The 25,113-nt window shown below is 39.4% G+C and carries 24 protein-coding genes; 12 read left to right on the plus strand and 12 right to left on the minus strand.

All coding sequences use genetic code 11. The features are described 5' to 3' along the window. Position 1 precedes the first annotated feature (1 nt). The 3 genes from TW85_RS22215 to TW85_RS22225 all read left to right on the plus strand — a co-directional run bounded on the left by TW85_RS22215 (position 2) and on the right by TW85_RS22225 (position 2,994). Complete coding sequence (locus TW85_RS22215) at positions 2-952, plus strand: patatin-like phospholipase family protein (RefSeq protein ID WP_046019344.1); 951 nt, start codon at positions 2-4, stop codon at positions 950-952. A gap of 150 nt (positions 953-1,102) precedes the next feature. Further along, on the plus strand, positions 1,103-1,687 hold the full coding sequence (locus TW85_RS22220; RefSeq protein ID WP_046019345.1) for a paraquat-inducible protein A: 585 nt from the start codon (positions 1,103-1,105) through the stop codon (positions 1,685-1,687). Positions 1,688-2,133: 446 nt separating this feature from the next. Continuing rightward, positions 2,134-2,994, plus strand: a complete 861-nt coding sequence (locus TW85_RS22225; RefSeq protein WP_046019346.1) for a hypothetical protein — start codon at positions 2,134-2,136, stop codon at positions 2,992-2,994. Between the two features lie 298 nt (positions 2,995-3,292). Here the strand turns inward: TW85_RS22225 and TW85_RS22230 are convergent, their stop codons facing one another. The 5 genes from TW85_RS22230 to TW85_RS22250 all read right to left on the minus strand — a co-directional run bounded on the left by TW85_RS22230 (position 3,293) and on the right by TW85_RS22250 (position 10,451). Then, positions 3,293-4,045 carry a hypothetical protein gene (locus TW85_RS22230; RefSeq protein WP_046019347.1) on the minus strand — a complete coding sequence of 251 codons (753 nt, stop codon included), beginning with the start codon at positions 4,043-4,045 and terminating at the stop codon, positions 3,293-3,295. Continuing rightward, complete coding sequence (locus TW85_RS22235; RefSeq protein ID WP_046019348.1) at positions 4,038-6,965, minus strand: AAA family ATPase; 2,928 nt, start codon at positions 6,963-6,965, stop codon at positions 4,038-4,040. The genes TW85_RS22230 and TW85_RS22235 overlap by 8 nt, the downstream gene beginning before the upstream one ends. Positions 6,966-7,452: 487 nt before the next feature. Further along, on the minus strand, positions 7,453-8,154 hold the full coding sequence (locus TW85_RS22240) for a ceramidase domain-containing protein (RefSeq protein WP_046019349.1): 702 nt from the start codon (positions 8,152-8,154) through the stop codon (positions 7,453-7,455). 217 nt (positions 8,155-8,371) lie between these two features. Continuing rightward, positions 8,372-9,199 carry a cytochrome c gene (locus TW85_RS25745; RefSeq protein WP_084616474.1) on the minus strand — a complete coding sequence of 276 codons (828 nt, stop codon included), beginning with the start codon at positions 9,197-9,199 and terminating at the stop codon, positions 8,372-8,374. 199 nt (positions 9,200-9,398) lie between these two features. Further along, positions 9,399-10,451 carry a LysR substrate-binding domain-containing protein gene (locus tag TW85_RS22250; RefSeq protein ID WP_046019350.1) on the minus strand — a complete coding sequence of 351 codons (1,053 nt, stop codon included), beginning with the start codon at positions 10,449-10,451 and terminating at the stop codon, positions 9,399-9,401. A gap of 112 nt (positions 10,452-10,563) precedes the next feature. On the opposite strand from TW85_RS22250, the gene TW85_RS22255 reads away from it, so the two are divergent. From TW85_RS22255 to TW85_RS22265, 3 genes are all read left to right on the plus strand, one after another. Next, complete coding sequence (locus tag TW85_RS22255; RefSeq protein WP_046019351.1) at positions 10,564-11,421, plus strand: aminotransferase class IV; 858 nt, start codon at positions 10,564-10,566, stop codon at positions 11,419-11,421. 166 nt (positions 11,422-11,587) lie between these two features. After that, the gene (locus TW85_RS22260; protein WP_046019352.1) at positions 11,588-12,418 is read left to right on the plus strand and encodes an AraC family transcriptional regulator; all 831 of its coding nucleotides are present in this window, start codon (positions 11,588-11,590) and stop codon (positions 12,416-12,418) included. Positions 12,419-12,542: 124 nt separating this feature from the next. Then, positions 12,543-13,127 carry a LysE family transporter gene (locus TW85_RS22265; RefSeq protein WP_046019353.1) on the plus strand — a complete coding sequence of 195 codons (585 nt, stop codon included), beginning with the start codon at positions 12,543-12,545 and terminating at the stop codon, positions 13,125-13,127. Between the two features lie 30 nt (positions 13,128-13,157). Here the strand turns inward: TW85_RS22265 and TW85_RS22270 are convergent, their stop codons facing one another. Then, the gene (locus TW85_RS22270; protein WP_238326279.1) at positions 13,158-14,012 is read right to left on the minus strand and encodes a LysR family transcriptional regulator; all 855 of its coding nucleotides are present in this window, start codon (positions 14,010-14,012) and stop codon (positions 13,158-13,160) included. Between the two features lie 116 nt (positions 14,013-14,128). Here TW85_RS22270 and TW85_RS22275 point away from each other — a divergent pair, with 116 nt between their 5' ends. Further along, a complete protein-coding gene (locus TW85_RS22275) occupies positions 14,129-14,563 on the plus strand; it encodes a PACE efflux transporter (protein WP_046019355.1) in 435 nt (144 codons plus the stop codon). On the opposite strand, the gene hxpB is transcribed toward TW85_RS22275, so the two are convergent. Next, positions 14,532-15,188, minus strand: coding sequence for a hexitol phosphatase HxpB (gene hxpB, locus TW85_RS22280; protein ID WP_046019356.1), 657 nt, complete (start codon positions 15,186-15,188; stop codon positions 14,532-14,534). The two genes, TW85_RS22275 and hxpB, sit on opposite strands and share 32 nt — an antisense overlap. Before the next feature lie 188 nt (positions 15,189-15,376). On the opposite strand from hxpB, the gene TW85_RS22285 reads away from it, so the two are divergent. Continuing rightward, on the plus strand, positions 15,377-16,189 hold the full coding sequence (locus tag TW85_RS22285; protein WP_046019357.1) for a TauD/TfdA family dioxygenase: 813 nt from the start codon (positions 15,377-15,379) through the stop codon (positions 16,187-16,189). A 55-nt stretch (positions 16,190-16,244) separates the two neighbouring features. Here TW85_RS22285 and TW85_RS22290 read toward each other — a convergent pair whose 3' ends face one another. From TW85_RS22290 to TW85_RS22305, 4 genes are read right to left on the minus strand one after another with little or no spacing between them, the layout of a single operon-like run. Then, positions 16,245-16,877, minus strand: a complete 633-nt coding sequence (locus TW85_RS22290) for a nucleotidyltransferase family protein (protein ID WP_046019358.1) — start codon at positions 16,875-16,877, stop codon at positions 16,245-16,247. Beyond that, complete coding sequence (locus TW85_RS22295; RefSeq protein ID WP_046019359.1) at positions 16,877-17,938, minus strand: XdhC/CoxI family protein; 1,062 nt, start codon at positions 17,936-17,938, stop codon at positions 16,877-16,879. Before TW85_RS22295 ends, TW85_RS22290 begins: the two co-directional genes overlap by 1 nt. A gap of 11 nt (positions 17,939-17,949) precedes the next feature. Then, positions 17,950-20,112 carry a xanthine dehydrogenase family protein molybdopterin-binding subunit gene (locus TW85_RS22300; RefSeq protein ID WP_046019360.1) on the minus strand — a complete coding sequence of 721 codons (2,163 nt, stop codon included), beginning with the start codon at positions 20,110-20,112 and terminating at the stop codon, positions 17,950-17,952. Position 20,113: 1 nt separating this feature from the next. After that, entirely contained in the window at positions 20,114-20,575 is a 462-nt protein-coding gene (locus TW85_RS22305) for a (2Fe-2S)-binding protein (protein ID WP_046019361.1), read from the minus strand. 270 nt (positions 20,576-20,845) lie between these two features. Between TW85_RS22305 and TW85_RS22310 the strand changes: the two genes are divergently transcribed. Then, positions 20,846-21,727, plus strand: a complete 882-nt coding sequence (locus TW85_RS22310) for an AraC family transcriptional regulator (protein WP_046019362.1) — start codon at positions 20,846-20,848, stop codon at positions 21,725-21,727. A 27-nt stretch (positions 21,728-21,754) separates the two neighbouring features. On the opposite strand, the gene TW85_RS22315 is transcribed toward TW85_RS22310, so the two are convergent. Next, the gene (locus TW85_RS22315) at positions 21,755-22,720 is read right to left on the minus strand and encodes a LysR family transcriptional regulator (RefSeq protein ID WP_238326280.1); all 966 of its coding nucleotides are present in this window, start codon (positions 22,718-22,720) and stop codon (positions 21,755-21,757) included. Between the two features lie 88 nt (positions 22,721-22,808). Here TW85_RS22315 and TW85_RS22320 point away from each other — a divergent pair, with 88 nt between their 5' ends. The 3 genes from TW85_RS22320 to TW85_RS22330 all read left to right on the plus strand — a co-directional run bounded on the left by TW85_RS22320 (position 22,809) and on the right by TW85_RS22330 (position 25,089). Beyond that, positions 22,809-23,834, plus strand: a complete 1,026-nt coding sequence (locus tag TW85_RS22320; protein WP_046019364.1) for a zinc-binding alcohol dehydrogenase family protein — start codon at positions 22,809-22,811, stop codon at positions 23,832-23,834. Positions 23,835-23,891: 57 nt separating this feature from the next. Beyond that, positions 23,892-24,182 (plus strand): putative quinol monooxygenase, encoded by a 291-nt coding sequence (locus tag TW85_RS22325; protein ID WP_046019365.1) that lies wholly within the window; start codon positions 23,892-23,894, stop codon positions 24,180-24,182. A 463-nt stretch (positions 24,183-24,645) separates the two neighbouring features. Then, positions 24,646-25,089 carry a MarR family transcriptional regulator gene (locus TW85_RS22330; RefSeq protein WP_046019366.1) on the plus strand — a complete coding sequence of 148 codons (444 nt, stop codon included), beginning with the start codon at positions 24,646-24,648 and terminating at the stop codon, positions 25,087-25,089. Positions 25,090-25,113 lie beyond the last annotated feature (24 nt).

The following is a 25,113-nucleotide window of genomic DNA, read 5'->3' on the forward strand; positions in this document are numbered from 1 at the left end:
AATGAGAATTAAGCTCTTACTTATTACCCTCTTCATGCTAACGGTGGCAGGCTGTGCCCAGAATAATAACTATCAACAATTAGAGTTAGTTAAAGCTTCTGAATTGAAAGCTCATTCGAAAGAAAAGCAAATGGCTGCAAGCCAAAGGGTTGAAAGCAAACCCAAAGGCCAAAAAGCTATTCAAAGAAAGAAAATAGGTATTGCCTTTGGCGGTGGTGGCATTCGAGGTTATATGCACCTTGGCGTGATCAAAGCCTTGGAAGAATCCAAAATAAAAGCAGATATAGTCACAGGTTCTTCTGCTGGCTCCATTGCAGCAACCCTTTATGCATCGGGAAAAACCTATGACGAATTAGAAAAGATCATCAGTGATTTTAGTGAAACAGATATTATGGATATCGTTTTATCACGTAAAGGGATTATGAACGGCCAAAACCTAGCTCAATGGATCAATAATTCAGTACCACAGCAAAAACTGTCTGACATGGTCATCCCAATTGGGATCACTGCAACCGATATGACTAGCCTAGAGTCTGTTCTAATTAGAGATGGAAACCCAGGAGAAGCAGTACAAACCTCTTCCACTATTCCTGGTGCTTTCATCCCTGTTGAACATAAAGATCACCTTCTAGTTGATGGAGGAGTATTGAATGTCGTACCAGTAGATTATGCCAAAGCGATGGGGGCAGATTTAGTCATTGCAGTGGACATATATTGTGGCAACCAAAAACCAGCTAAAAACACCTCTTTAAGCATGCAGCTATCAACCTTTAGGTTACTTGCCTGCAAACTCAGTGAAGCAGAAATCAATCGTGCAGACATAGTTATCAGACCTGATTATGAACCAGATGAGAATCGAAATTTTAACTCGAAAAAAGATGCGATCAATGCAGGTTACAAAGCCATGATGGCGCAAATGCCTAAGCTGGAAAAATTGCTAAAAGAGCTTTAACACAGAAAGGTACTAAGAAAAACAGATGCTAATCAATCTGGTTAAGTTCTTATCAACGTAAAGAAAGGCTATAAATAGCCAATTTACTTGAGAAGCTATCTACAGCTGCGACATAATCAGCCCACCTTAATACTGACTCGCTAATAAAGAATGAAAAAACATCTAGGATTTGCCCTTAACATTATCGCCATTGGCCTCTTCATCCCTGGGATAATGCTGCCCATGCTGTCTTTATCCATGGAAATGGGCATCAATGTCATGGGCTCTAACTTCACACCCAATTTGATCGATAAAGAGTTATCCATTATCGCCACAGTTGAAGAGCTATGGCTAGATCAACGTTTTATCGTGGCAGTACTGATTTTTTTATTTTCCGTTTGTATTCCCTTACTAAAAACTTCATTGGTTAGCTTTTCATACTTCATTAAAAATGCCGATAAAGAAACCAAGATTTTAAAGTTTGTCGCCAGTATCGGAAAGTGGTCCATGGCAGATGTTTTCACTGTCGCTATTTTTCTGGCTATCTTATCGACTAACCACAGTGAAACAGCAAACAGAGAAGCCATCTCAGCCTTTGGTTTAAACATTGATTTACTCATCAGTAGTCAAACTCTATCTGCAGCGGGAGCAGGTTTTTACTATTTTACAGGCTATTGCTTATTGTCTTTGTTAGGTACACACCTAAGCCAAAGCAGTCATAAAGCAAAGGCAAAACCAATAGTTGAGCAAAGTTAAATAAAAGCAAGTTACACCAAACCACTCACTCTCGTTCCCACGACCTTCCTCTCTGGGAACGAGGTGAAAAATTTACTCTCATACAAACTCACTCCCCCTTCTCTTTTACAAAAACTTCTCTCTCAACCTGACCAAGAAACCTATTACTTCCTACAAATACTACATAGTTAAAGCCGAATACTTCGTCGACTAGGCAGAGGTTAATTCATTCAAGTGGGTAATATTAAATAAATGAAACGGTTATTTACTTAGCGCCCTTAAGTAATGGTAGGAAATTAAATAGTTATTTTTTTAACGGCGGCCATATTAATTTCTTGATCCTCTTAATTGCTTTTTGATTAAGCATCACCGACTTCGATTTAACTCACGTTTTGTTGTGAGTGTATATCTAATAAATATCAATTAAGTCTATATCTATTTAATGTTAATTAAATTGGGAGAGTAATATGTATGCTCAAAAACAGAAAGGCACACAACAAAACAGACTACTTTCTATGAACAAGACAACCAATTCACCAAGATATGAGTTGTCGTACCAGCCTAGTCAAGTCAACCCTTTGACTGCCATCATTCAACTGCAAAGAGCAGAGGGCTGGTACCGAACAAAAGAAGCAACTAGTCTTAGGCAAACTGCAGCGCCTCATGATGAAATTATTGCAGTACCCGATGGGGTTCCAGTTAAGATTTTAGATAACAGAGTGAATAATTTTGCCGTTAAACTCATTCCTCGGGATCACCGTTGGGCTAGCTATGGTGGCCAAGTAGGTTGGATAGCAAGCACACGACTGTGCAAAAACCCCGATACGGATTATTATTGGAATACCTACCAGAATAATAATGCTCCAGCGTTGTTTAGTTTAGCGAATTTACAATATGTGTCTGTTAGTAATGGGATTGTAGGCAGTATTTATTTTGACGATGCAGCAGGCAATAATGGCCGCATACGCCTTAATCATCCATCAGGGCCAGCAGTGGAGTCGCATGTTAATCCTGTTGAAGTCTATACGCATACGAATGTTGATGCGGCGAAACCTAATCGTGCAAAGCTGAGAGAAGGCATCGTTGCAACGCGGTTATTTATGACAAATAATGGTTGGAATAATCCACCACGAGTTGGCGAATATGTGTATGAGCTTTGGGCCAATGGAGCAAGTCACCCTTCTCGCGGACAATACACATTACCTGTTAATATTACGCAAAATATGATCAACGTGCTTTATCATGCAGTGCACACAGAACATATTGGTAATAGTATCATGAGTAAACTACGTAATAATGCCAATATGGCAGCTCAGATTAATGAATAGGCATTAAATATAAACAGAAGATTTCTAAAAGAATCATATAAACAGCCATCATAAAATACTTTTTAAAATTAGGATTGCTGTCCTGATAAATATTATAAAAATCCTTGTAAACGCTATCTATATCTGAATTTAGGAACAGAAAATTTGAAATGAGATTCAGTTAAAAATTATATATTAAATGGCAAGAGATACAAAGCAGATTTATGGATGAAAATTCGGTGTTAGAGGCTTTTTTGGACAAAAAAAACCATGATAAATTATGAGGCTTATCATGGCTGCTTTGTGATTTTTATCAATATTATGTAAAGTCTGAGAACTGCTGTTTTTTTATAAGATTAATTAAACCAAATTCAGAAAGGTTATTGTTTTTATATTCTAATAAAGCCATTTCTTTATCTCCAGTTTTCAAAGCCCTTATAAAATTTTTAAATTTTTGATAATGTGAAGATAAAATTTCAAGCCTAAGTAATTTAGCATTATTGTTTGAATGAAGAAATTCATCATAATGACCAATCCCGAACATTTTAATTGTTTTCAAAGCTTTCTCATATTCATAGCCATTATTATTTCTAGGAGTCAGCTCTAATAAGTTACGCCCTGTTTGTGACATAACGAATCGGACATTAAATAATTCACTAAGGTTGTCTGTTAATGGATTAACTATTAATGGTTGTTCTTTCTTGATAGATTCTGAACATGTGCCTCGAATAGCAGGAGGAAAAAGGGGAAATTCACATCCTTTATATAAGTTATTGCAATCAGAACACATCACAATATAGTTTTTATCCTCATATTTAAGGAATGGATACAAGCCATTTTTTTTCGGTCGATAATGATCAATTGTAGCCTCAATAGAAATACTTTGACTATTATTACTTGGTCGAGTTAATGAACCATCTAAACGACATTCGCATATAGGGCACTTATTCTTAGTTACCTTTAAATGAACAGGTTTAAAAATTGACCACCGTTTCGCATTATTCGAAGCGAGAAATTCTTTCTTGGTATTTTCGTAGTCACTATGTTCATAAAGATCTTTCATACTAATCATTGAAAAACTCTCCAAACTCTTCAAGAAATTCTTCCATATCTTCAGGTTCAATAGATTCAAATCTATTAAAATCAATTTCTTTATTATCTCTTAAAAACTTTAAAAACTTATAATAATTTCTATTATAAAGAATTTCACTAGAGAAACTATTATCAAGTTCTAACTTTATCTTTTCAATTCGTTCTACTTCTTCATCATTAGGCGAATTTATTATTTGCAACGATGAGTACTCTTTTATTTTATCTCTCATATCTTTTCCAATTAGAGACGATAAATTAAAGTGTTCAAGAAGAACTGACGAAATATCTAGGTATTTCGTCCCTATTTTACTAGTATCGATGCAAGTACTTTTATAATCTATAATTCCAATTTCATTTTGATTACGATTTAATAGAATCAGTGGATTATGTGTAGTTGATACAATTTGCATTTTTGGATTTAACTCTTTTACATTGTCAATAAAAGAAGACTGCCACTCAACATGTAGAGATGTTTCTGGCTCATCCATGATTAAAATAGATGATTTTCCAGAGTTTAAAATCACATTTAGAAATATAATCAGTAATTGTTTTTCACCTGAAGAGAGTTGATTTAATTTTATTCTCTTCTTTTCCGGTGATGACAATTCAATTACTAGCGCATCATTATCGTCATCTATTATTATGGTTTTCTCAGTATCTAAGAAATATTTATCCATTACTTTTTTAAATTTAAGTAAAACTTTTGATTCATTATCTATAATACTATTAATTTCAACAGAAAGTTTCTTAAATTCTAACAAAGATTCAGGAGTACTGTCGGTAATATTTTCAAGTATTTTATTTCTTTTACTTTCTAACTCCTCTGATCTATTACTTATAATCTGCTTAACATTTCTTTGATACTTACTAAATTTATTTGTCAAATTCTCAATTACTAAATCCAAAGTTAAACTTTCATTTTTATTAGAAAACCGACTTAAATCATTAAGTGAAGGAATAATTATTGGGTTTAAGTTTAAAGAAGGTGTATTTGCTTTTAATACTTGTTCAGAATTTTGACCATTTTCAAACTCTTTTTTTATTGTTAATTCAACATATGGGTAGTTATAATAGTCAAGTATTTCTTTATTATTAGATATACATGCACTAAGTAAATTTAATACAGTACTTTTTCCTGATCCATTTTTACCAACCAGAAGATTAATATCATCCTGTAAATTCCACTCTATATCACGATTACCAAATATATTTGTTATTTTAATTTTACATATTGTTGTTCGTATTGGTTCTTTCATTTCCAAAGCACCTGAATTTATCAATAATTTTTTAAGTTTTTCTCTAAAATCCAGAAAGGCTTTTGAACTTTCTTTAGGCAAAAAAGTTGTTATAATATTATCGAAAATGAAATTTTTTCTATTTTGATGAGAACCTCTTCCTCTCATCTCATAGGCTTGTTTCCATAAGTGAGATTTCTCTATAATCAGTTCTTTGAAAATAAAATCTCTCAAATTTTTAGAGAAAGTTCTTTTGATTTTATTTTGTGAGTCACATATTTCTGAAACCAAATTATTTTTGGTCAAAAATAAATTTATATCTCTCATGATAAAAGTTAGAACCCAACTTAAAGGTTTTAGATGGCGATATTCAAAATCCTTCCAACTTAGCCTTTTACTGAAAGCTTTTAACACTGCCCAGTGTTCATTATCGAGCCGATTTATAAACTCTTCATGAAATTCATTATTATTAATAGTTGAATAAAAAACTGAATAATCATACTCTAAATCAATAATATTTCTTTCAATTTTACTATTTATTACTTTTAGTAATTTTATTATCTGCCCTGAAGTATGGTGACTGAGTTCTTTTTTATTTAACTCTCCAAATTTAAAGGTGTCTTTATTTTCTACACTAAATTCTATACTTTGCTTACTAAGCGCTGATGATAAATTATGTAAATTCCTTCTTATATAACCGTTTACATCAGTATTATCCAATTTATCTGTTTTAGAAAACACTAGTTGAAATTTATCTTGATAGCCATTTAAGCATATACTTTCAATTACACCTTGCCCACCTGTTGCAAAAGCTTCCTCTGCATCACCAATAAGAATAATATGATTACAAAAATCAAAATAGTCATAGTGCCTTGTTGACAGCGTATCACGTTTCTCACTGTAAGAATGGCCAATGCCTTCCCCATCAATTAAAACAAAATTTGAACTGTTATGAAATTTTGAAGATAACAAGTCACCTTCAATTCTAACATATTCAACTAATGCAGATATGGAGCCAAATTCATTTTTGAGTAAATCTTTATTTTTAATAATAAATTTATCTTTATCATTTATCCCTATTATTTCTATTGTTTCTTGTTCGAAAAGATTTCCCGAATCAGGACATGTTTTTGAAAAATTAAATTCAATTTCACCAATAAGATTCTTTTTTATATCATCAACAATATTGTTAACCTTTAAGTTATCAAAAAAACCATCATCATTTACATCTAAATTTAAAGGCCTTAGCTTATTTATTAATGTTTCAGCTTGTTTCTCTATAATTGAATCTGAAACTATATGTTTTAATTTAAACCTTTCATCAGGCGACTGCTCAAATTCATAAATAATATCACTTAAATTAGAGTTTTTATCCAAGGTTTTTTTTATTGCTTCAAAAATCAAATCTTCAATTGCAAAAACAAGGTCTTCTTTTTTCTTTAATAAAATAGTACTTTTAAAAGGTAATAAACTGTTAATTACATATTCAGTTGGTGCAACAGTCGTTCTGCGTTGAGTTGTAGTTGGAAAGTTAACTTCCGTTGTTCCAAGTATTTGCTGAACTAATGAGCTTTTACCTGCCCCTGTGCTACCAATCAAGTAAGCTTTTGTGACTTCCTCTGGTAGATCACCCATTAAATTTTGTATTGTTTTAAAATCGCGCATATTATTCTCTAGAGCTAAAATATATGTTTTTTATATAATACATCATGCCTAAGCTTAGTATCCCGGTTAACTAATATTTTTATATATTCACTTAAAACAATCCTCATATCTTAATTTTTTTAGTATAAAATATTTTAAGGAAACAAACTTAAGTTTGATTTTTATAATAAAAAATGACTAGTTTCTTAAATTTTAAGATTTAGCTTTTCTATCTAGTCACTTTACAATAAAAAGGTATGAAAAGATCATTAAAACCAAAAGATAAGCAGTTTGAAAAGCCGTCCTTAGCCCTACAAACTGAAATTTAAAATCTCATTTATTGATAAATGGTCAAAAACCACTAACAGTCTATCTCATATATAAATTACTAGAATCCTACTCATTTCCCTTCACATTTCAATTTATTTCGCTATGATCAAGCAAAAAAAATACAATTTATAACATTATCGCTAATCTTTCATTGCAAATATGTCATAGCCCAGAACGGCTAAACTCTGCTTTCTTTTAGACTGTTCGTGGACTCAATACGAATCAAAGCCTGCAATAAGAATCCAATCATTAGGCCATTCAGTAAATGCCAGAGAAAGTGGCTACCTAAGGCAAAACTGGAGCACAAAGCGAGGTCATAGGTTCTTGCGACAAGGGATAAGGTAAATACAATTGCCGCACTCATTACCCAAGGCCATACAGGACGCTTTTTGATTATACTGATTAGGGCAAAAACCCAAAGCCCTATAAGCGCAGGCGTATATTGACCTGACCCATTTAAGGCATCTGTTGAGGCGCTCACTTGAGTGGCACTGCCTGAGATAAATATCCAACCTAGGCTGATGAAGAGAAGTGGTAAAAACATTAACAAACGAGTGGCTGTTAAACCTTCACGGCCTGTAAGTTTCAAAAACACCACCAGTATATAAAGAGCGACAAAACTCCAAATAGGGATGACATCCGCAAAGGATGACCAAAGATTAGCCGTGGTATGAAATAGGAAAGAGCCTAAACCAATACAAGCTCCGAGTAGACATAATACCTTTGTACTGATATCAAACTGTCCTCTTTTTCGAGCACTTGATGCAGCCCAAAGTGCAGCAATCACAAAACTTAGGTTAGATATTGCATTGATTGGTTCGGCCCAAAATGCCGTCCCGACTCGTTCGCAGTATAGGTCTATCTCGGTAAACCATTCCATTTACTCACTTCCTTGTAATTGGGTTCGGGTTGATATGCTTATTGATCATAATGAGTATGATCTGCAAGAGCAGGCATTTTAGAGCAAGAATAGGAGCTAGACCAAGCTAAAAGTTTACTGATTTAGCAGGTATTAAAACGCTTGGTAATTAGCGTTTTAATACCTGCAGTTGAGGCTAAATGATTAGCCTATGACGTGACGATGACTTTCCTATTGTTTAGAGCTTGTTCGTATTCTTGTGTTCCTTCATATACACAAGGTAATCAATAGCGTTGTCTATATCCTCATCGGATAAATCAGGCAGTCCTGTCATTCTGCTTCTGGCTCTAAAGCTATCTGGGTTACGGATAAACTGCTTCATATACTCTTTCGTGCGATATTCGGTTATATTTTGCGGAATATTCAGCTCAGGACCAATCACGCCACCGACTAAATTGACTGAATGACAAGCTAAACAAGCGCCTTTAAATAACTTGTAGCCTTCGTGAACAGAAGCAGATGCAGATTGCTCTGGCTTAATCACCTGATAGCTATCTTTGGCAGATATTTCTAAAGCAACCACTTGATGAGGCCAAGGGAAAACACCGAATGTTTCTTTTTGAGGCCACACCATATAAAAAGGCGAAGGATTAGCAATTTTCTTGCCCTCTCGCATTGGCTCAAAATCACCGATAATGCCTTTACCGTTTTGATCCAACTGACGATAGCTGATCAGGGCATCTGGGTATTTACGCAGAATGTCGCCATCCAGTACCGCCTTGTATCCATCGGCACAAACAACGGTAATTTCTGCTATGTCGTCTAATGAATAGTTGTTATGTTCTAGCATGGCTTTTAGTGAAATGCCTTCATATGTTTTATCTTCATGATAAGACACATCGTAGACGGTAAAGGATTGCACTTTGAATATGTCCATCATGTCAGACAGGGTCATCACTGACTCGTATTGTTCAGATTGAATTCTGAACTCCTGAGACTCGTCATAGGCCATTGCCGACATAGAAACACCTGCCGTTAGAAGACAACTCAACAAAATCCGTTTCATGAATAATCATCCTTATATTCAAGTTCCATAAAATCGTGCGGGATACTGCATGAAACGGAGGGAGAGATCAAAAGGTTTGTCTCAATTTTTGAGAAGTCTAACAAATGAGTGATTTAGGTCCAAAATAGCAAAGTAAAACAATGAGATAACGAGTCGATCTAACTAAAGAAAAATATCGAAGGCTAGATTAGACAATTGATTAATTCAGACGCTTTTTCACTTTTTTAAAGGCCTCGACTCTCTGGTTAGCATCTATGCCTAATTCCCTTAATACTTGCACTAATTGTGTTTCATCTTCTTGCACTTGCTGCACTAACCAATCTTGGTATTTTGCCATGGCACCTTTGCTAGGCTGCTTAGAGATTAAAAGATAATCTAATCCTAATAAAATCGGCATATTGAAAGGAATAACGAGGCGTTTTTCGGCTAAGGCTTTAATTGCATAAAACACATCACACACCACTAACCCTATGCCATTTTCTGCGGCTGACAGAGCCATATCTAGCGTTTCAAACTCATAACCTTGGCTAACATCAAGCGCTTCTTTTTCTAGCTCTATTCCTTCTTGCCCTTTTCTTTCTAGGGCTTGCTCTCCTAGCAAGTCATTCCAAGCTTGCCAGTGTATGTGCCCATCTAAACGAGTGTGTATCAGGGTTTGCCCAATAAGATCCTCAGCTGAGTTTATTGGCTCACTTTTCTCAAGGTAAGCGGGAGACGCTAATATGCAAAGCCACTCTTGCCTTAGTTTTACTATTGAGGCGTCTTTGTCTGTGTAATCTAGACAAGCATGTAAAGCGAGCTCATCCCCTTTCAGGTTGACGATATCAGTGATCTTCCTCATCCAGGTGGTTTCAATATGCAAATCTAACTCAGGCTTGGACTGCTTAAGTTCGCCCATTTTAGGGATAAGCCATCTCGCCGCAAAAGTAGGCGGCACCTGTAACCTTAATAGAGGCTGGCTGCCTTGTATTTCATCCACTGCAAGTTGCAGTAAATCGAGAGCTTGGCTGGCCCTTTGTTGCAGTATCTTGCCTGATTCTGTTAGCGCAAGTTGATGCCCTTCTCTTACAAAAAGTGCTGAGCCTAAAAAAGCTTCTAACCCTTTAATTTGTTTACTCACGCCACTTTGAGTAAGTGCAAGTTCGTCACCTGCTTTGGTGAAGTTTAAATGCCTGGCTGCTGCTTCGAATACGCGAATAGATTGCTGCGCAGGCAGCCTTAAATAACGTTTATTACCATGAATTTCAGTCATACCATAAGAACCAGAACTCGTTTGTTGATGACATGTTAAGTCTCTAACCTCTCATTATATTCCATCATTATTCAACATATTCCTTATATTGAGGACAAATTAGGAGAAAATCATGTTAGATGATAAGTCATTACCTGCATTTTACAATGGCGACTTCATGACTCTGAGTCAGGTTAGTATTTCCCCCATGGATAGAGGTTTCCTATTTGGCGACAGTGTTTATGAAGTAGTTCCTGCTTTTCATGGCCAATTGCTAGGTGCCCATGAGCACTTGCAGAGATTAATGCAAAGCTTAGCGAAAATTGATCTTAACCTTCCCTATTCAATTAATGATCTAATGAGCGTTTGCCAGCCCCTTTTAAGTGAGCAGCAGGCTTGTGAGCTTGTATATATTCAGGTCACCCGTGGTGTTGAAGCAATACGAAAACACCGTTTTCCTGTGACGGCTGAGCCAACTATCCTGCTCTATTCTCAACCTTATGACGTGCCTTTTGCTCTGGATTACCAAGGCTCTCATGCCTATTTTCAAGAGGATTTGAGATGGCAAAAGTGTGATATTAAATCCACCAGCTTGATGGGTAATATTTTGGCTTATCAGCAACTTTATCAGCAAGGTCATGAGAATGATGAAGCCTTGTTAGTGAGAGATGGCTTAGTCGTCGAAGCGCCAAGCAGCAACCTCTTCATGGCAAAAGATATGGTTATTTATACGCCACCACTTAATAACATTTTAACCGGCGTTACCCGTGATTTAGTGATTAAGTTAATTCATGAAGCAAGCTTGGAGCTTGAAGAGATTGCACCCACTAAAGAGATGCTATTGGATGCTGACGAGGTTTGGTTAACAAACTCCATTGAGGAGCTAAAACCGATTATCGCCATTGAAGGTAAAAACATAGGTTCTGGCAAACCCGGCCCGATTTGGCAGCAGCTTTTTACTGCTTACCAGGAATTAAAAAGCCAGAAATGAAAGAGCCCAGAATAATGAGCTAAGAATAAATGACCAGACAATAAAAGCAGACCTCAAGAACAAAAGCAAAGAAGATAAAGCAATTTTATCCAAGTCTTACCTAAGAAGCTTGTATACTCTAATCACTCTTATTAAATTGAGTTGCGTTACTTCTTAGGTGAGACCCATGTCGGTAGAGAATCATTTTCAATTTGCTAAAAGCGATAACCATAGGGATATCATTTTATTGGAAGCCTCCATGCGGGACTTCACTTTTTGCAAACATGCTCATGAAGAATTCTCTTTCGGTATTACTTTAGCGGGTAGACAGGACTTCTTTTCTCTCGGAAAGCACCACAAAAGCCATGCAGGTAATGTGATTGCGATTAATCCAGACGACGCTCACGATGGCCATGTGGGCACTAGTGATACTCTGCGTTATAAGATGCTTTATGTTCACCCAGATCAGCTTAGCCCTATGCTAAAGCAAGCTGGCATTCAAAAACCAGACAGCTTTCGCATTAAAGAAACAGTACAAGACAATCCAGCTATGCAACAGCATATCTTGCGTTTGTTTGCTCTCGTCGAAAACCCAGATACCCCTGCGATGGCCTATTCTTCTGCTCTTTATGAGTTTGCTGTTTTACTGGCAAGACAAGAAGGCATACACCAAGGGCAAATTTATCGTCGCAAAGATTCCGCATTAGAAAGAGCCAGAGAATACTTGCATGCTCACCTTAACCAAGAAGTTTCTCTTGATGCATTAAGTGCTGAGGTGCATATGTCTAAGTTTCACTTTCTGCGTCGCTTTAAAGACTACTTTGGCATGACGCCACACCAATACTGGCTTAACTATCGTATCAATCGTGCGAAAGATGCCTTAGAAGCCGGCACGCCTTTGGCAGATATTGTGTTTGATTATGGCTTTAATGATTTAAGCCATTTTAATCGGCGCTTTAAACCCGCTTATGGCAAAACCCCTTATCAGTTCCAGCGAGACTTTCTCCAAGGTAAATAGCGTCAAGGTAAATAGCTTCAAGGGAAATTGTTTCAAGAGAAGTGATTTTCGAAAGTAAGTAGCTAAACAACCTCCTTATCCACCTTTTAATTTTTAATCATCAAATTCAGTTTGAGGGATCACTATGCTCGAAATTCTTATCTTTGCCTTTGGCATCATGTACAGTCCAGGGCCTATGAACATGCTTGCTCTGTTTGCTGGGGTTAATAACCAAGGCAAACAAGCCTTGCTGTTTTGCGTTGGGGTTGGCTTTGCCATGCTCATCTTATTTTTGCTGGTCGGTTATTTGGGCAGCAATATCATACCGCCACATTATCAAGCCGGAATCGCCATCTTAGGTGCCCTCTATATTAGTTACTTGGGGTTTAAGATTATGAAGTCGAGCTTTGCTAACCAGTACCTGCAAACAAATAATACTCAGCTCTTCTTCAAAACAGGCTTTGTGCTGCAAATCTGTAACCCAAAAGCCTTGGTTGCCATCATTCCTATTGTATCGATTCAGTTTCCACGGGCTGCGATCGAAGGTAACCAGATTGCGGTATGGTCTTTTATTTTGGGCATGATGGCTTGTGGCGCGCCTAGCCTATATTTGTTGGCTGGGCACAAGCTTAAAAACTTTGCGTTAAACCCCAGAGTTATGGCTTGGATAAACCGTGTGATGGCACTGCTACTTTGGTTTGTGGCTTATCAGTTTGTCGCTGTTTTATAACTGGCTCAACTTAAAAGCATGGCTAAGAAACTAGTCGAAAAGCCCCTTTAGCGATTCAAACAACCACTCTTGAGCAGGGCCTCTTGAGTGGTTTTTTTCTGTCACCATATCAATCGGTGGACTCCAGATTTTATGGTCGAAAGTTAAATCTAATTTACAAAGCTTACCAGCCTCTATCTCTTGCTCTACAAGGTGTGCTGGCAAATAAGACCAACCTAAACCCTGCATTATCATGGCTTTAATATTAAGAAAGTCATTCGCCCACCATAAATTTGCCGATAAAAGTGGCGTACTTTGATTGGTTTCGACTCTATCCTCTTTTAACGCGATTTGTTTATGGGCCGTTAGATCTCCCACATTGATTTTAGACATGCAGGCAAGTGGGTATTCTGCATGGCACACAGCATAAAAAGGCAAATGGCCGATAAAGCACAAATCCACCAGCTTATTAAAACTTGGATTGGCCAACATAATGCCAATATCAGCACGACCTAAACGCACTTCATTCGCAACTTGTAGACTCGAAGTTGTATTTACTTCTAAGGAGGTATTTGGAAACTTCTGATCAAACTCGGCCAAAATTTTAGTAAGAGCAGGCATCAATAAGGCGTTATCAAAGGTGATACGAACTAGCGCCTCTTCTTCTTTATTGATGGAATCCACCACGGCTTGAAACTCATTGACCTGATGCAAGATAGCCTCAGCATAGGGTTTTAGCCTTTCTCCTTCTGGTGTGAGGCTTGGCTTTCTTGTGGTTCGATCAAAAAGCTGCACATCCAGATCTATCTCTAGATTAGCAATACCTTGGCTTACCGCAGATTGCACCTTCCCTAGCTTTTTTGCACAGGCAGAAAAAGAGCCTTGCTCTACCGTTTCGAGAAACATGCGTAACTGTTCTACATTATTCATATCATTAAAAGTGATAGTTATTAACTTGGTTTAATCAATATAAATAATAGAATACCCATTAACAAGCTGAGATTTTCTATTAGGAGTTTGAAATGAAAACGAAAGAACGTATTTTCCATGCATTGCTTTTTGAAGCGCTGGCGCTCATTTTATTAATTAGCCTCGCCTCTTTGCTCCCAGGTCAAGAAACCTCAGCCATGACTGGGCTTGCCATCGCCCTTTCTGTGATCGCAATGGCTTGGAACTATATTTATAACGTGATCTTTGACCGCTTTTTCCCGGGCGATAGGCTCAAAAGAAGTTTTAAATTACGCTTGGGTCATGGTTTAGGCTTTGAAGGAGGTATGATTTTAGCCTCTTTCCCTGTGATTATGTGGGTCACAAAAATGAGCTTTTGGACTGTGTTTGTGCTTGATATTGGCGCAGTAGTTTTCTTCATCATTTATGCCATTGCTTATAACTGGGCTTACGATGTCATCAAGGGAAAATTCTGGCCTAAGCAAGAGCCGCAAGGTGAAGCTTCGTAAAATCTAACAAGCTAGCTAACTTAAACTGTGACAATTCGAACTTAGGATTGTCATAGTGTTCCTTCTGGGGCACAACGATTACCTTCATATCCGCTGCAACGCCAGCCGCTAGCCCAGATGGAGAATCTTCAAACACCATACATCGCTTAGGCTCTACATTGAGCCTTTGTGCAGTTTTAAGGTAAACATCGGGTGCGGGCTTTCCCTTCTCTACTTGATCAGACGAAGTAATCACATCAAAGTAATGGCTCACCTCTAAGGCATCTAAAATCACTGGGATTAATTGATAGGGTGAATTAGTTGCCAAGCCTATCTTTAAGCCTTGTTCTTTACAGAAATTAAGAATCTCTTTTACGCCGGGTTTGGCTTCGCCTTTTTGTTTGATAAGCCGTTCGACTTGATCAATTACCGCCTGCTCAACAGATGCTAAAGAATCACCTTGCCAAGGGTGTTGCTGATACCAAAATTCAGTAACTTCTTTTGTTGTCATCGCCGCTGTGATGGCGCTTAACTCTGGTGTTACTCTAACCCCAAGACGACTAAAAACCTGATACTCTGCTTCTTGCCAAAGGGGCTCTGAATCAAACAATAAACCATCCATATCAAAAATTGCGGCAGTGATCATAGTCTCTTCTCTTTTGCTAAAGCGGTAATAGGTAAACTTGAGACATTAATAAGATGCCTCGTTTTAGAGAGTGAACTTTATCTTTAAAACAGTCTCTTAGAAAGTGCCTCTTAAAAAGTAAAAAGTGCCTCAACACTTTAATATAGAATTTTCTAATAAAGCATTATCGATACAAGGGAAAACACCAGATGCATATCGAACGATTAACACCGCATATTGGCGCCATGATTCATGGGGTTAACCTCACAAAATGCAGTGACGCTGAGTTCGAGTCGGTTTATCAAGCTTGGTATCAAAACGGGGTTATTTTCTTGCCAGATCAGAAAATGACGCCTGAAGAGCATCTCAAAATCGCCAGCCGTTTTGGTGAACTTGCACCAGTTCATCCTTTCTTCCCGAATGTGAAAGAGGCGCCGCAAGTGAGTGTTATCGAAACAGTGAGAGGCAAAGCTCCACTAGAAAGCTTTTGGCATACGGATTTAACTTGGCAAACAAGACCATCTAAAGCCTCGCTGCTACATGCCCAGCATTTACCAGAAGTGGGTGGCGATACTATTTGGTGCTCTATGAGAGCCGTGTTTAATGCGCTGTCTGAAGAGGATAAAAACAGCGCTCGCCAGCTTAAGACGATGCACTCACTGCATGCATTTGAAAACATAAAAACAGACGAGGTAAATGCCGACTGGCATAAAGATGTGATTAAAACAGCGGCGGCGAATCCGCCTGTTGAGCACCCTATGGTCACTAAACTGCCTGAAACAGACGAAGAAATTCTCTTTATCAACGAGCAGTTCACCCGCTTTGTCATTAGCTTGAACGACACCGAAAGCCGAGCACTACTTAATCGGCTATTTGCTATAGCAAGGCAAGCTGAGTATCAGGTACGTTTTAAATGGCAGCCAAATACACTCGCCATTTGGGATAACCGTAGCACGCAACATTATGCTGTGATTGATTATGGTGATGAGCCGAGAAAACTACACAGGGTGACGGTTTATTAAAGCTTGAGCGACGCTTTTTTTTAAGTGACATACAAAGTTTTATTTGAGTGACGCCTTAAGCTTTGATAGCAGACAGGTATTGTTCGAGATCTTCTGGGTAATCGATATCAAAAAGCGCATTATCCATCACTTGCACACTTAGATTATCTTTCGCTGCCATCAAGATAGGTTTTGCACCTTGTTTGCCTTTAAGACCTTTTAGCTCAGTAAATTGGCTAGCTGGAAAAATCGCAGGCACACCGGGTTTGTTGGCATAGTAAGCGGTTCGAATTGTCTGTCCATCGTAACCTTTGATGAGACTCTCAAGATCTTCAAGGTTGACCTTTACTTGATCAGACAAGGTAAAAAGCACCCCGTCATAATCGCCTAATCCTTGAATAACCTCACTTGCTTTGGCGATAGACGCACCCAAGCCGAGCGACCAATCTGGATTATAAATCACCTCGGCCTTACCCATTATGATTGGTTTGATCTGCTCATAATAGGCACCTAATACTACAAAGGGCTTGATTTGAGTTTGCTTGGTCTGAGTCGGCTGGTTTTGAGTCTGCTCAGCTAAAGTCGCTAAGGAAGTTAAGGTCTCAAGGCTATGTAGTATCATGGCCTTATCGTGTACTTCTGCCAACTGTTTACAGCTGCCAAAGCGACTCGCATTGCCAGCCGCTAATAGCACGTAAGCTATTTTCATTAGCTGGCTATCCTCGTCTCTTCATTCTGCTCGCTCTGCTCACTTTGGGACACATTGCTATGATGCAGCACGCTATGACACTGGGCCAGAATAGATAGAGCAATACTCTCAGGCAACTGTCCGCCAATATCAAACCCTGCTGGCGATGCGACTTTTGATACCAGTTGAGAGGGTTTGAGTGTCGCGATACCAAGCACCTCTTGAAATCTATGCTTAGGCCCTAGCATGGCCACGTAATCAATTGCTTTAACCTGAGCACTCTTTAATGCTTTGGCGTCAATCTCCATACTATGAGACATGATCACCATGGCATCCACACCTTGATTAAGCAGATACTCAGACAAAGGCTCGCCCACATCATCCAATATCATATCGGCATTAGGGAAGTTCTTTGCTCTGGCGTGGCTGGCTCTTGGATCCGCAAGTGTGATTTTCCAGCCCATTTCTTTAGCCATATTAACCAAAGGTTTGGCATCCACACCACCACCTACAATCAGTAAATGTGGTTCTGGCACAATCGGCTGCACTAACCAATCTTCTTCAATAGGTTTTTCGGCATAGCTGCTTTCGCCATTGCGGCTTTCGTCACTGCGGTGTTGAATAACCACCTTTTGAAAAGGCTTGTCAGCCAGCGGTTCAAAATAAGCCTGATTCGCATTAATCTTTTGATGATACAAGCCTGGCTGACGATTCTCTAACGCCGTCAACATAGCACCGAGGCCTAGGTCGTTTTCCTTAGTGATAGCTTGCAGCATGATATACACCTTACCGCCACAGCCTATGCCTAACTGATAGGACCAATCGTCCTCATCGGTTGCATCATAACTGAGTAATAAGGGTTTACCCCATTGCAGTACTTTTCTGGCATTGCGGACAATATCAGCTTCTAAGCAACCACCACTTAACAAACCGTATTGCTCTCCTCGACTGTTTATAAGGGTCAAGGCTCCTGCTTTTCGATAGCAGGAACCTTGTGTTTTATAAACCGTCCCCAGCACCCAATCAGCATCATCTTGGCCCTTTTGCCATGCTTGTAACATGGCAGTCAGTTGGTTGCTCATAGGAAGGTACCTCAGCTAAATGTGAAACCTGCTTTTGTCATAGGAAGATCCGTAATTCGTACACCCGTAACAGCATAAATTGCGTTAGCAATCGCTGGCCCTGTTGGTGGAACGGCTGGCTCTCCTACACCGGTTGGCGCTTCGTTAGAGCGAACAATCTCAACTTCTATTTCAGGCATATCGCCAAAACGAGTCGGTTGGTATTGTGGGAAGTTAGCTTCAATTACTTCGCCTTTATCCAGTGTTACCTCATTACGAGCAATCGCACCTAGCGCAAAGCCTGCACCACCTTCCATTTGAGCCTTGATAACATCTGGGTTAATGGCAACACCACAATCAACGGCTATGTAAAGCTTATCAACATGGACTTGCTTGGCTTTAACACTGACATCAGCCACCACTGCCACATAGGTATTAAAGGAGAAGTGAGACGCGAAACCGCGTTTATCACCTTCTTTCCAATTCGCCATGTCGCGCGCTGTTTTAATGGTGTTCGCCATGCGTTGGCCTTTCGCATCAGTTTGATTAAGCAGGCTTAATCTAAGCGCAACAGGGTCACGCTTGGCTTTTGCCGCCGCCATATCTATCAAGCTTTCCATGACAAACGCCGTATGAGAATGGCCAACTGAACGCCACCAAAGCACAGGAATCACAGACTTAAAGTCACTTACACCCATAGACATGTTAGGCACTTGGTATAAGGTGTCTGATAGACCTTCGACACTGGTATGGTCGATACCGTTATGAACCACCATGGCTTCAAACGGTGTGCCCTTCATAATAGGTTGAGCAGCAACGTGATGATCCCAGCCTAGTAGCTGACCGTTTGCATCCAGACCGATTTTCGCTCTGTGCATAGACATAGGACGGTAATAACCACCACGGATATCGTCTTCACGACTCCAAACAAGTTTAACCGGCGTTTGGCCACCATAAGCTTGGAATGCCAATGCAGCTTCTACATGATAATCCGAGTTTACATTGGCACGACGGCCAAATGAGCCTCCCGCGTAGAAGGTTTTCACCTCAACTTGTGACTGCTCTAGCCCTAAGACATAAGCAACCACACCTTGCACTAGACTTGGGCCTTGGCAACCATCATGGAATCTCACTCCATTAGCTGTTTTTTCAATGACACAGTTTAAAGGCTCCATTGGGGCATGGGATAAGAAAGGAAATTGGAAATCCGCTTCAACCAAATGCTCGGCATCTTGCATGGCAGTATTGGCAGCTTCTTTGGTTGTCGGTAAACCATTAAACATGGCTGGTTCGTCGACGAGTCGCTTGTACTCAGCGCGCATTTCTTCTGTGCCACGGGTTTCTGCACCAGAGAAGTCCCAGCTTACTTTCAATGCATCTCTTGCTTTGAAAGCCGCCCAAGTGTTTTTCGCATAAACAGCAACACCTGCTTTGTTAGCAAGTGGTTTGGCATCGACAAAACCACCTATTTTTTTAGCGTCATCTAGATTAAATGAAATCACCTTGCCACCGAATTTAGGTGAACGATGAATCGCTACATACAGCATGCCAGGTAGTTTCACGTCCATGGCAAACATAGCTTGGCCAGTGGTTTTTGCTTGAGAGTCTTTACGTGGCAGTTTGAGCTTACCTATCAGATTAAACTGATCAGGTGTTTTAGTAACAGGTTTATCTATTGGCTTAAGCGCCATAGCTTCTTTTATAAACTCGCCAAAGTGAGCAGTTTTATTGCCAGCACTGATAACACCATTACGGATTTGAATTTGATTTGGGCTTACACCCCATGCGGTACTTGCGGATCTCACTAATAGATCTCTTGCCATGGCACCGGCTTCACGGTATTGCATGTAAGAGTTAGCAATGGCAGTGGAGCCACCGGTTAATTGGGCACCAAAGAAAAGGTTTTTATAACGAATACCATCGGCTGGAGCGAAGTCTATCTTCATTTTTTGCCAATCAGCATCTAGCTCTTCAGCTACCAAAGTCGTTAGACCTGTTGTAGTCCCTTGGCCCATTTCGAAATGTTTGATGACAACTGTGACTTCACCCTCTTGGTTAATGCTTACAAATGGGTTAACGACTACATCGCCAGAACCCACGGCTAATAAACCACCGGCATTTAGACCCACCATCATTACAGCAGAACCCGCTGCTGCTGACTTTAAGAAACCTCGTCTTGAAATAGTCTGACTCATCTTATGCCTCCAAGTTTTTAGCTGCGGTTTTAATCGCGTCTTTAATACGCACATAGGTGGCACAACGGCACACATTACCTTGCATCGCAGCTTCTATTTCGGCATCCGATGGTGATGGGTTTTGCTTAAGTAAACCCACTGCAGACATGATTTGACCAGATTGGCAGTAACCACATTGCACAACGTCTTTTTCATTCCAAGCGGCTTGTACAACCTTAGCAGTTTTATCTTCTAGACCTTCAATTGTGGTAATTTCATTTTCGCCAACTGCATCAATTGGAAAAGAGCAAGAACGAATTGGCTCACCTTGAAAGTGCACAGTACAGGCGCCACATGCGGCAACACCACAACCAAATTTTGTACCCGTTAGATCTAGCTCATCACGAATAACCCATAACAAAGGTGTACCTGGTTCTGCTTCGACTTCTTGTGCTTTTCCGTTAACTTTTAGTTTGTATAACATACCGTCTCCCATGCCCGATTAACCAAATACCACCCAAACCTGCCCGTTCTTTATTTTGGTGATATTCAATGTGTGTCTGTTATGTGAAATGCTCACTCTTATTAAGAGCGCCATTACAACTTAGTTCATACTAGAGGCTTTAGCAGAAGAGAACTTATCAAATACTCTAAAACACCTGCCTAATTCTCCAGAGAGATTCCATCTGATGTGCTTTATTCCAAAACATTCAATATACTTTTTATTTTTGAACACAGATGACACAGGGCCAAAATGACATTAACCGAGCTGTTAGAGTTAGCGACGAATTACATGGAATCTAAGTCAATGGGCGAAGATGAACTGGTATCACCCCTTCCTGATTTTTTTCTACATCAGTCGAAAAAGCCCACTCAATTAAATGCCTGTTTTTATCACCCTATAGCCTGCATCATTCTGCAGGGGAGCAAAGAAGCGATCGTTGGAGATGAGACAATATCTTATCGAGCAGGTATGTCATTAATCGCCAGTCACAGCGTACCTGCCTTTTCTCGTATTGTTGAAGCGAGTGAAGAAGCCCCTTATATTGGCCTCGCCATCTGCTTAGATTTGGGCATACTTCGCAGCTTGCAGCGTGAAATGGGCGAACCTGAGATTCTCGATAAAGAGTTCAAGCCTTTAAGTACAGCGCAATCCACCAATGAACTGATTGATGCTATGGGCCGCTATTTGGCCTTAGAAGGTAAACCTTTAGAAATGAAGGTGATGGGGCCATTAATTTTAAAAGAAATTCACTTTTTATTATTAAAGTCATCCAATGGCAATATGTTACGACACCTGGCAGGGCAAGACAGCCACGTAAGTAAAGTCACTCAAGCTATTGAGGAAATCCGCACCAATTTTAAAGTTACCTTATCTGTCCCAGAGTTGGCTAAAAAGGTGGGAATGAGCACTTCTTCGTTTTACGAGCACTTTAAGCAAATCACTAAATCAACCCCTTTACAGTATCAAAAAGAATTAAGGCTAATAGAAGCACAACGTTTGATTAGAGAGGAACAAACCTCTGTCTCTAGTGCGGCATTTGAAGTTGGTTATGAGAGCCCAACTCAATTTAGTCGAGAATACTCTCGTAAGTTTGGCAATAGCCCAAGACAAGAGTTAGCCGTGCTTAGCTAAAAATCAAACTAAAGAGCAAGCTAAAAACTAGCTAAGCACGCTCTCATCAAGAATCTTTTTTTCCACTAACTGGCTTAATAAGTCACGACTCTTTTCTCTTAGCCTGTCTCTTAGTAACCGGACTGCGGGTGAAATAGATTGCTTGCTTGGGCAAATGAGCCAAAGCTCTGTGGGCGTCGGGTGATACTCAGGCATGATATTAACCACTCTTTGCGCCAATAAATCTGCCGCCATATCTAAACTAGATTTAACCGCTATACCCTTGCTTGCAACGCACCAACGCCTTACGAGGTCACCATCGTTAGAGATACGGTTACCTTTAACCTTCATTTTGATGTCGTTACTTTCATGCCTAAAATTCCAGACATCATAAACTACATCCTGTAACTGGTAATGCAAACTATTATGCTCAGAGAGCTCATGGGGATGTTTAGGTGTGCCGTGTTGAGTAAGATATTCATGAGTCGCGCAGGTTAGCCTTGGCACATTGCAGATTTTAAAACCGTAAAGATTAGAATCATCAGGGAAGCCATAACGCAAAGCAATATCAACAGAGTCTCGATAGAAATCGATATTAGAATCGCTAATATTTGTTCTCAAGCTTAAGTCTGGGTAATCATCCATAAATTCATCAAGCCAAGGGATAACAAGATTACGACCCAAATCTGATGAGACGGCAAGCCTTAACTCGCCCTCAACTATGTCTAACCCATCTTTCATATTTTGCTTAGCTTGGGATAATATCTGCAAAGCCTGCTGACATTGGGGAATATACTTTTCACCCGCACTTGAGATTCTAAGCTGCCTTGTTGTTCTCACAAACAAAGACACACCGAGCTCAGCTTCTACCCGTTTTAAAGCAGCGCTTGCAGTACCTGTGCGCATATCTAGACTAGTTGCTGCTGCCGTTATGCTACGAAATTCCGCCACTTTCAGGACGACATGTAAATCTTCTAAAAGCATATTATCCAAAATTATTAGAAAAAGATTCAATTATTATCCTGTTTATCTATCAATATGCAATCCCTATCATGTGTCCATCAGTTTGGTAAACGAACTCAAAATTTAAAGGAGATACACAATGAAAGCGATCGGCTATAAAGCGTCTTTACCTATTTCAGATGCAAACTCTTTGGTAGATATTGAAGTAGCACAACCTAAGGCTACAGGTCATGATTTATTAGTTAAGATTGATTCGATTGCAGTGAACCCTGTTGATTGCAAGATACGTCAGAATGTTGCACCAGAAGGTGATGAGCATAAAATCATCGGTTGGGATGCCGTTGGTGAAGTGGTTGCAACAGGCGAGGCCACCAGCCTTTTTAAACCTGGTGATAAAGTTTTTTACGCTGGCGACCTCACTCGTTCTGGCAGTAATTCTGAGTTCCAACTAGTTGATGAGCGCATTGTTGGCCATAAGCCAAAGAGCTTGAATAATGCAGAAGCCGCCGCTTTGCCATTAACCGCCATTACCGCTTACGAACTGCTATTTGATCGTCTTGCAATCAAAACCCAAGCACCTGGCACAAACACAGCATCTGATGAAGTTATTCTCGTGGTTGGAGCGGCAGGCGGTGTGGGTTCTATCTTGATTCAACTGGCTAAAGCAATTTCTGGCGCAACCATTATTGGTACCGCATCACGTGAATCATCTAAAGCTTGGGTGAAAGAATTAGGCGCTGATTATGTGATTGACCATACGAAAGATCTAGCAGATCAAATTAATGCCCTAGACATTGGCCCTGTTACCCATGTTGCTAGTTTAAATAGCACGGACAGCTACTTTGAAACCTATACCGAAATCTTAAAGCCTTTTGGCAAGATTGCTCTCATAGATGATCCTGCAACATTGGATGTTTCTAAGATGAAGCGTAAGAGCTTGTCGCTACACTGGGAATTTATGTACACCCACTCTATGTTCCAAACAGAAGACATGAACAAGCAAAACCTGTTGCTTAATAAAGTCGCTGACCTTGTAGACCAAGGGTTTATTAAAACCACAGTAAACAAGCAATTAAGCCCGATTAATGCAGCAAACCTAAGAGCAGCTCATGAAGCAATTGAGTCAGGCCAATCTATTGGCAAGATTGTTCTGGAAGGCTTCTAAACCTGTTTGATCAAAACGTTTTACAATTATTTAAAATTAAATTGAAAGGAATTAAAAATGGCTAAGCTAACGATTGTTGCCAATATCAAAGCACATGAAGATAAAATTGAATTAGTAAAAGCTGAGCTTTTAAAGCTAATTGACATTACTCGTGCTGAAGAAGGCTGCATTAACTATGACCTTCACCAAGATAACGAAAACCCTGCTCACTTCATGTTTTTTGAGAACTGGGAAACACGTGAACTTTGGCAAACACACATGGGCAACCAACATTTACAAGACTATATGGCTGCTACTGAAGGCGCTGTTGTTGAGTTTACCCTTAACGAGATGAGCCATATTGGTTAAGGAACCTGCGAATAACTCCTCCCGCAGCGTGTGGATAAAAGCCGCTAGATTTATGACGAGGAGCGTAACTTAATAGTTATTCTATTGATAAGGTCCTCAACATAGAGATAGGGCTTTTAAACTACGCCCTTCGGGTCTTTCAGAAAAAGTAACACCCTGTATTGTTACTTCTCGAAAGGTACCTACATTACGTCAAAGTAACGCCTTGCGTGATACGTTTTCTGAAAAGACTGAGAAGAGGTGACTTAATCGTAGGTTCCTTAAACCTTCTAAGGTTCTTTAAAAAATGATCCCTATAAAAGCCTGATTAACCTTTTTTGGTGATCAGGCTTTTTGTATTTTTAGCCTGAGCAAGGTTCTTAATAGTAAAGCTAAGCAACTGTCTAAATTACATTTTTTGGTAAAGACAATCATTAGTGGGTATAGTTAGCTTTAAACTTATCGCGCTAATTGAGACAATTTAATGAGCAAAAACAAACCAGAAAACAAATTAGTTAGACAAAATAGTCTTGGTTGGTTAATCGCTGTTTTAGGTGGACAAATGGCGAACGGTTTAGATAGCAGATTAAAAGAAATGGGGCTCCACATTGGTTTATGGCCAACCCTCTTTGCTCTATGGGAAGAAGAAGGTTTAACTCAGACAGAGTTAGCACATAGATGCCAGACAGCCCATTACACCACCACTCGCGTATTAGACTCTCTTGAAAAATTAGAGCTAGTAGAAAGAAGAGCACACCCAACTAGCAGACGTGCTTTTCAAATATTTTTGACTGAGAAAGGCAGAAGTTTAGAAACAGAAGGCACAAGCCGTGCAAATGAGTGTAATCAAGAATTTTTATCTGCTTTAACACCAGAAGAAAGCGACGAGCTACACAGGCTTGTCGCTAAAGTCATCAAGCAAGGCTAAATCCTATTGCCCTTTTCTCATTAG

This window comes from Marinomonas sp. S3726, from assembly GCF_000967665.1.
In the GTDB taxonomy this organism is placed as follows: Bacteria; Pseudomonadota; Gammaproteobacteria; order Pseudomonadales; family Marinomonadaceae; genus Marinomonas.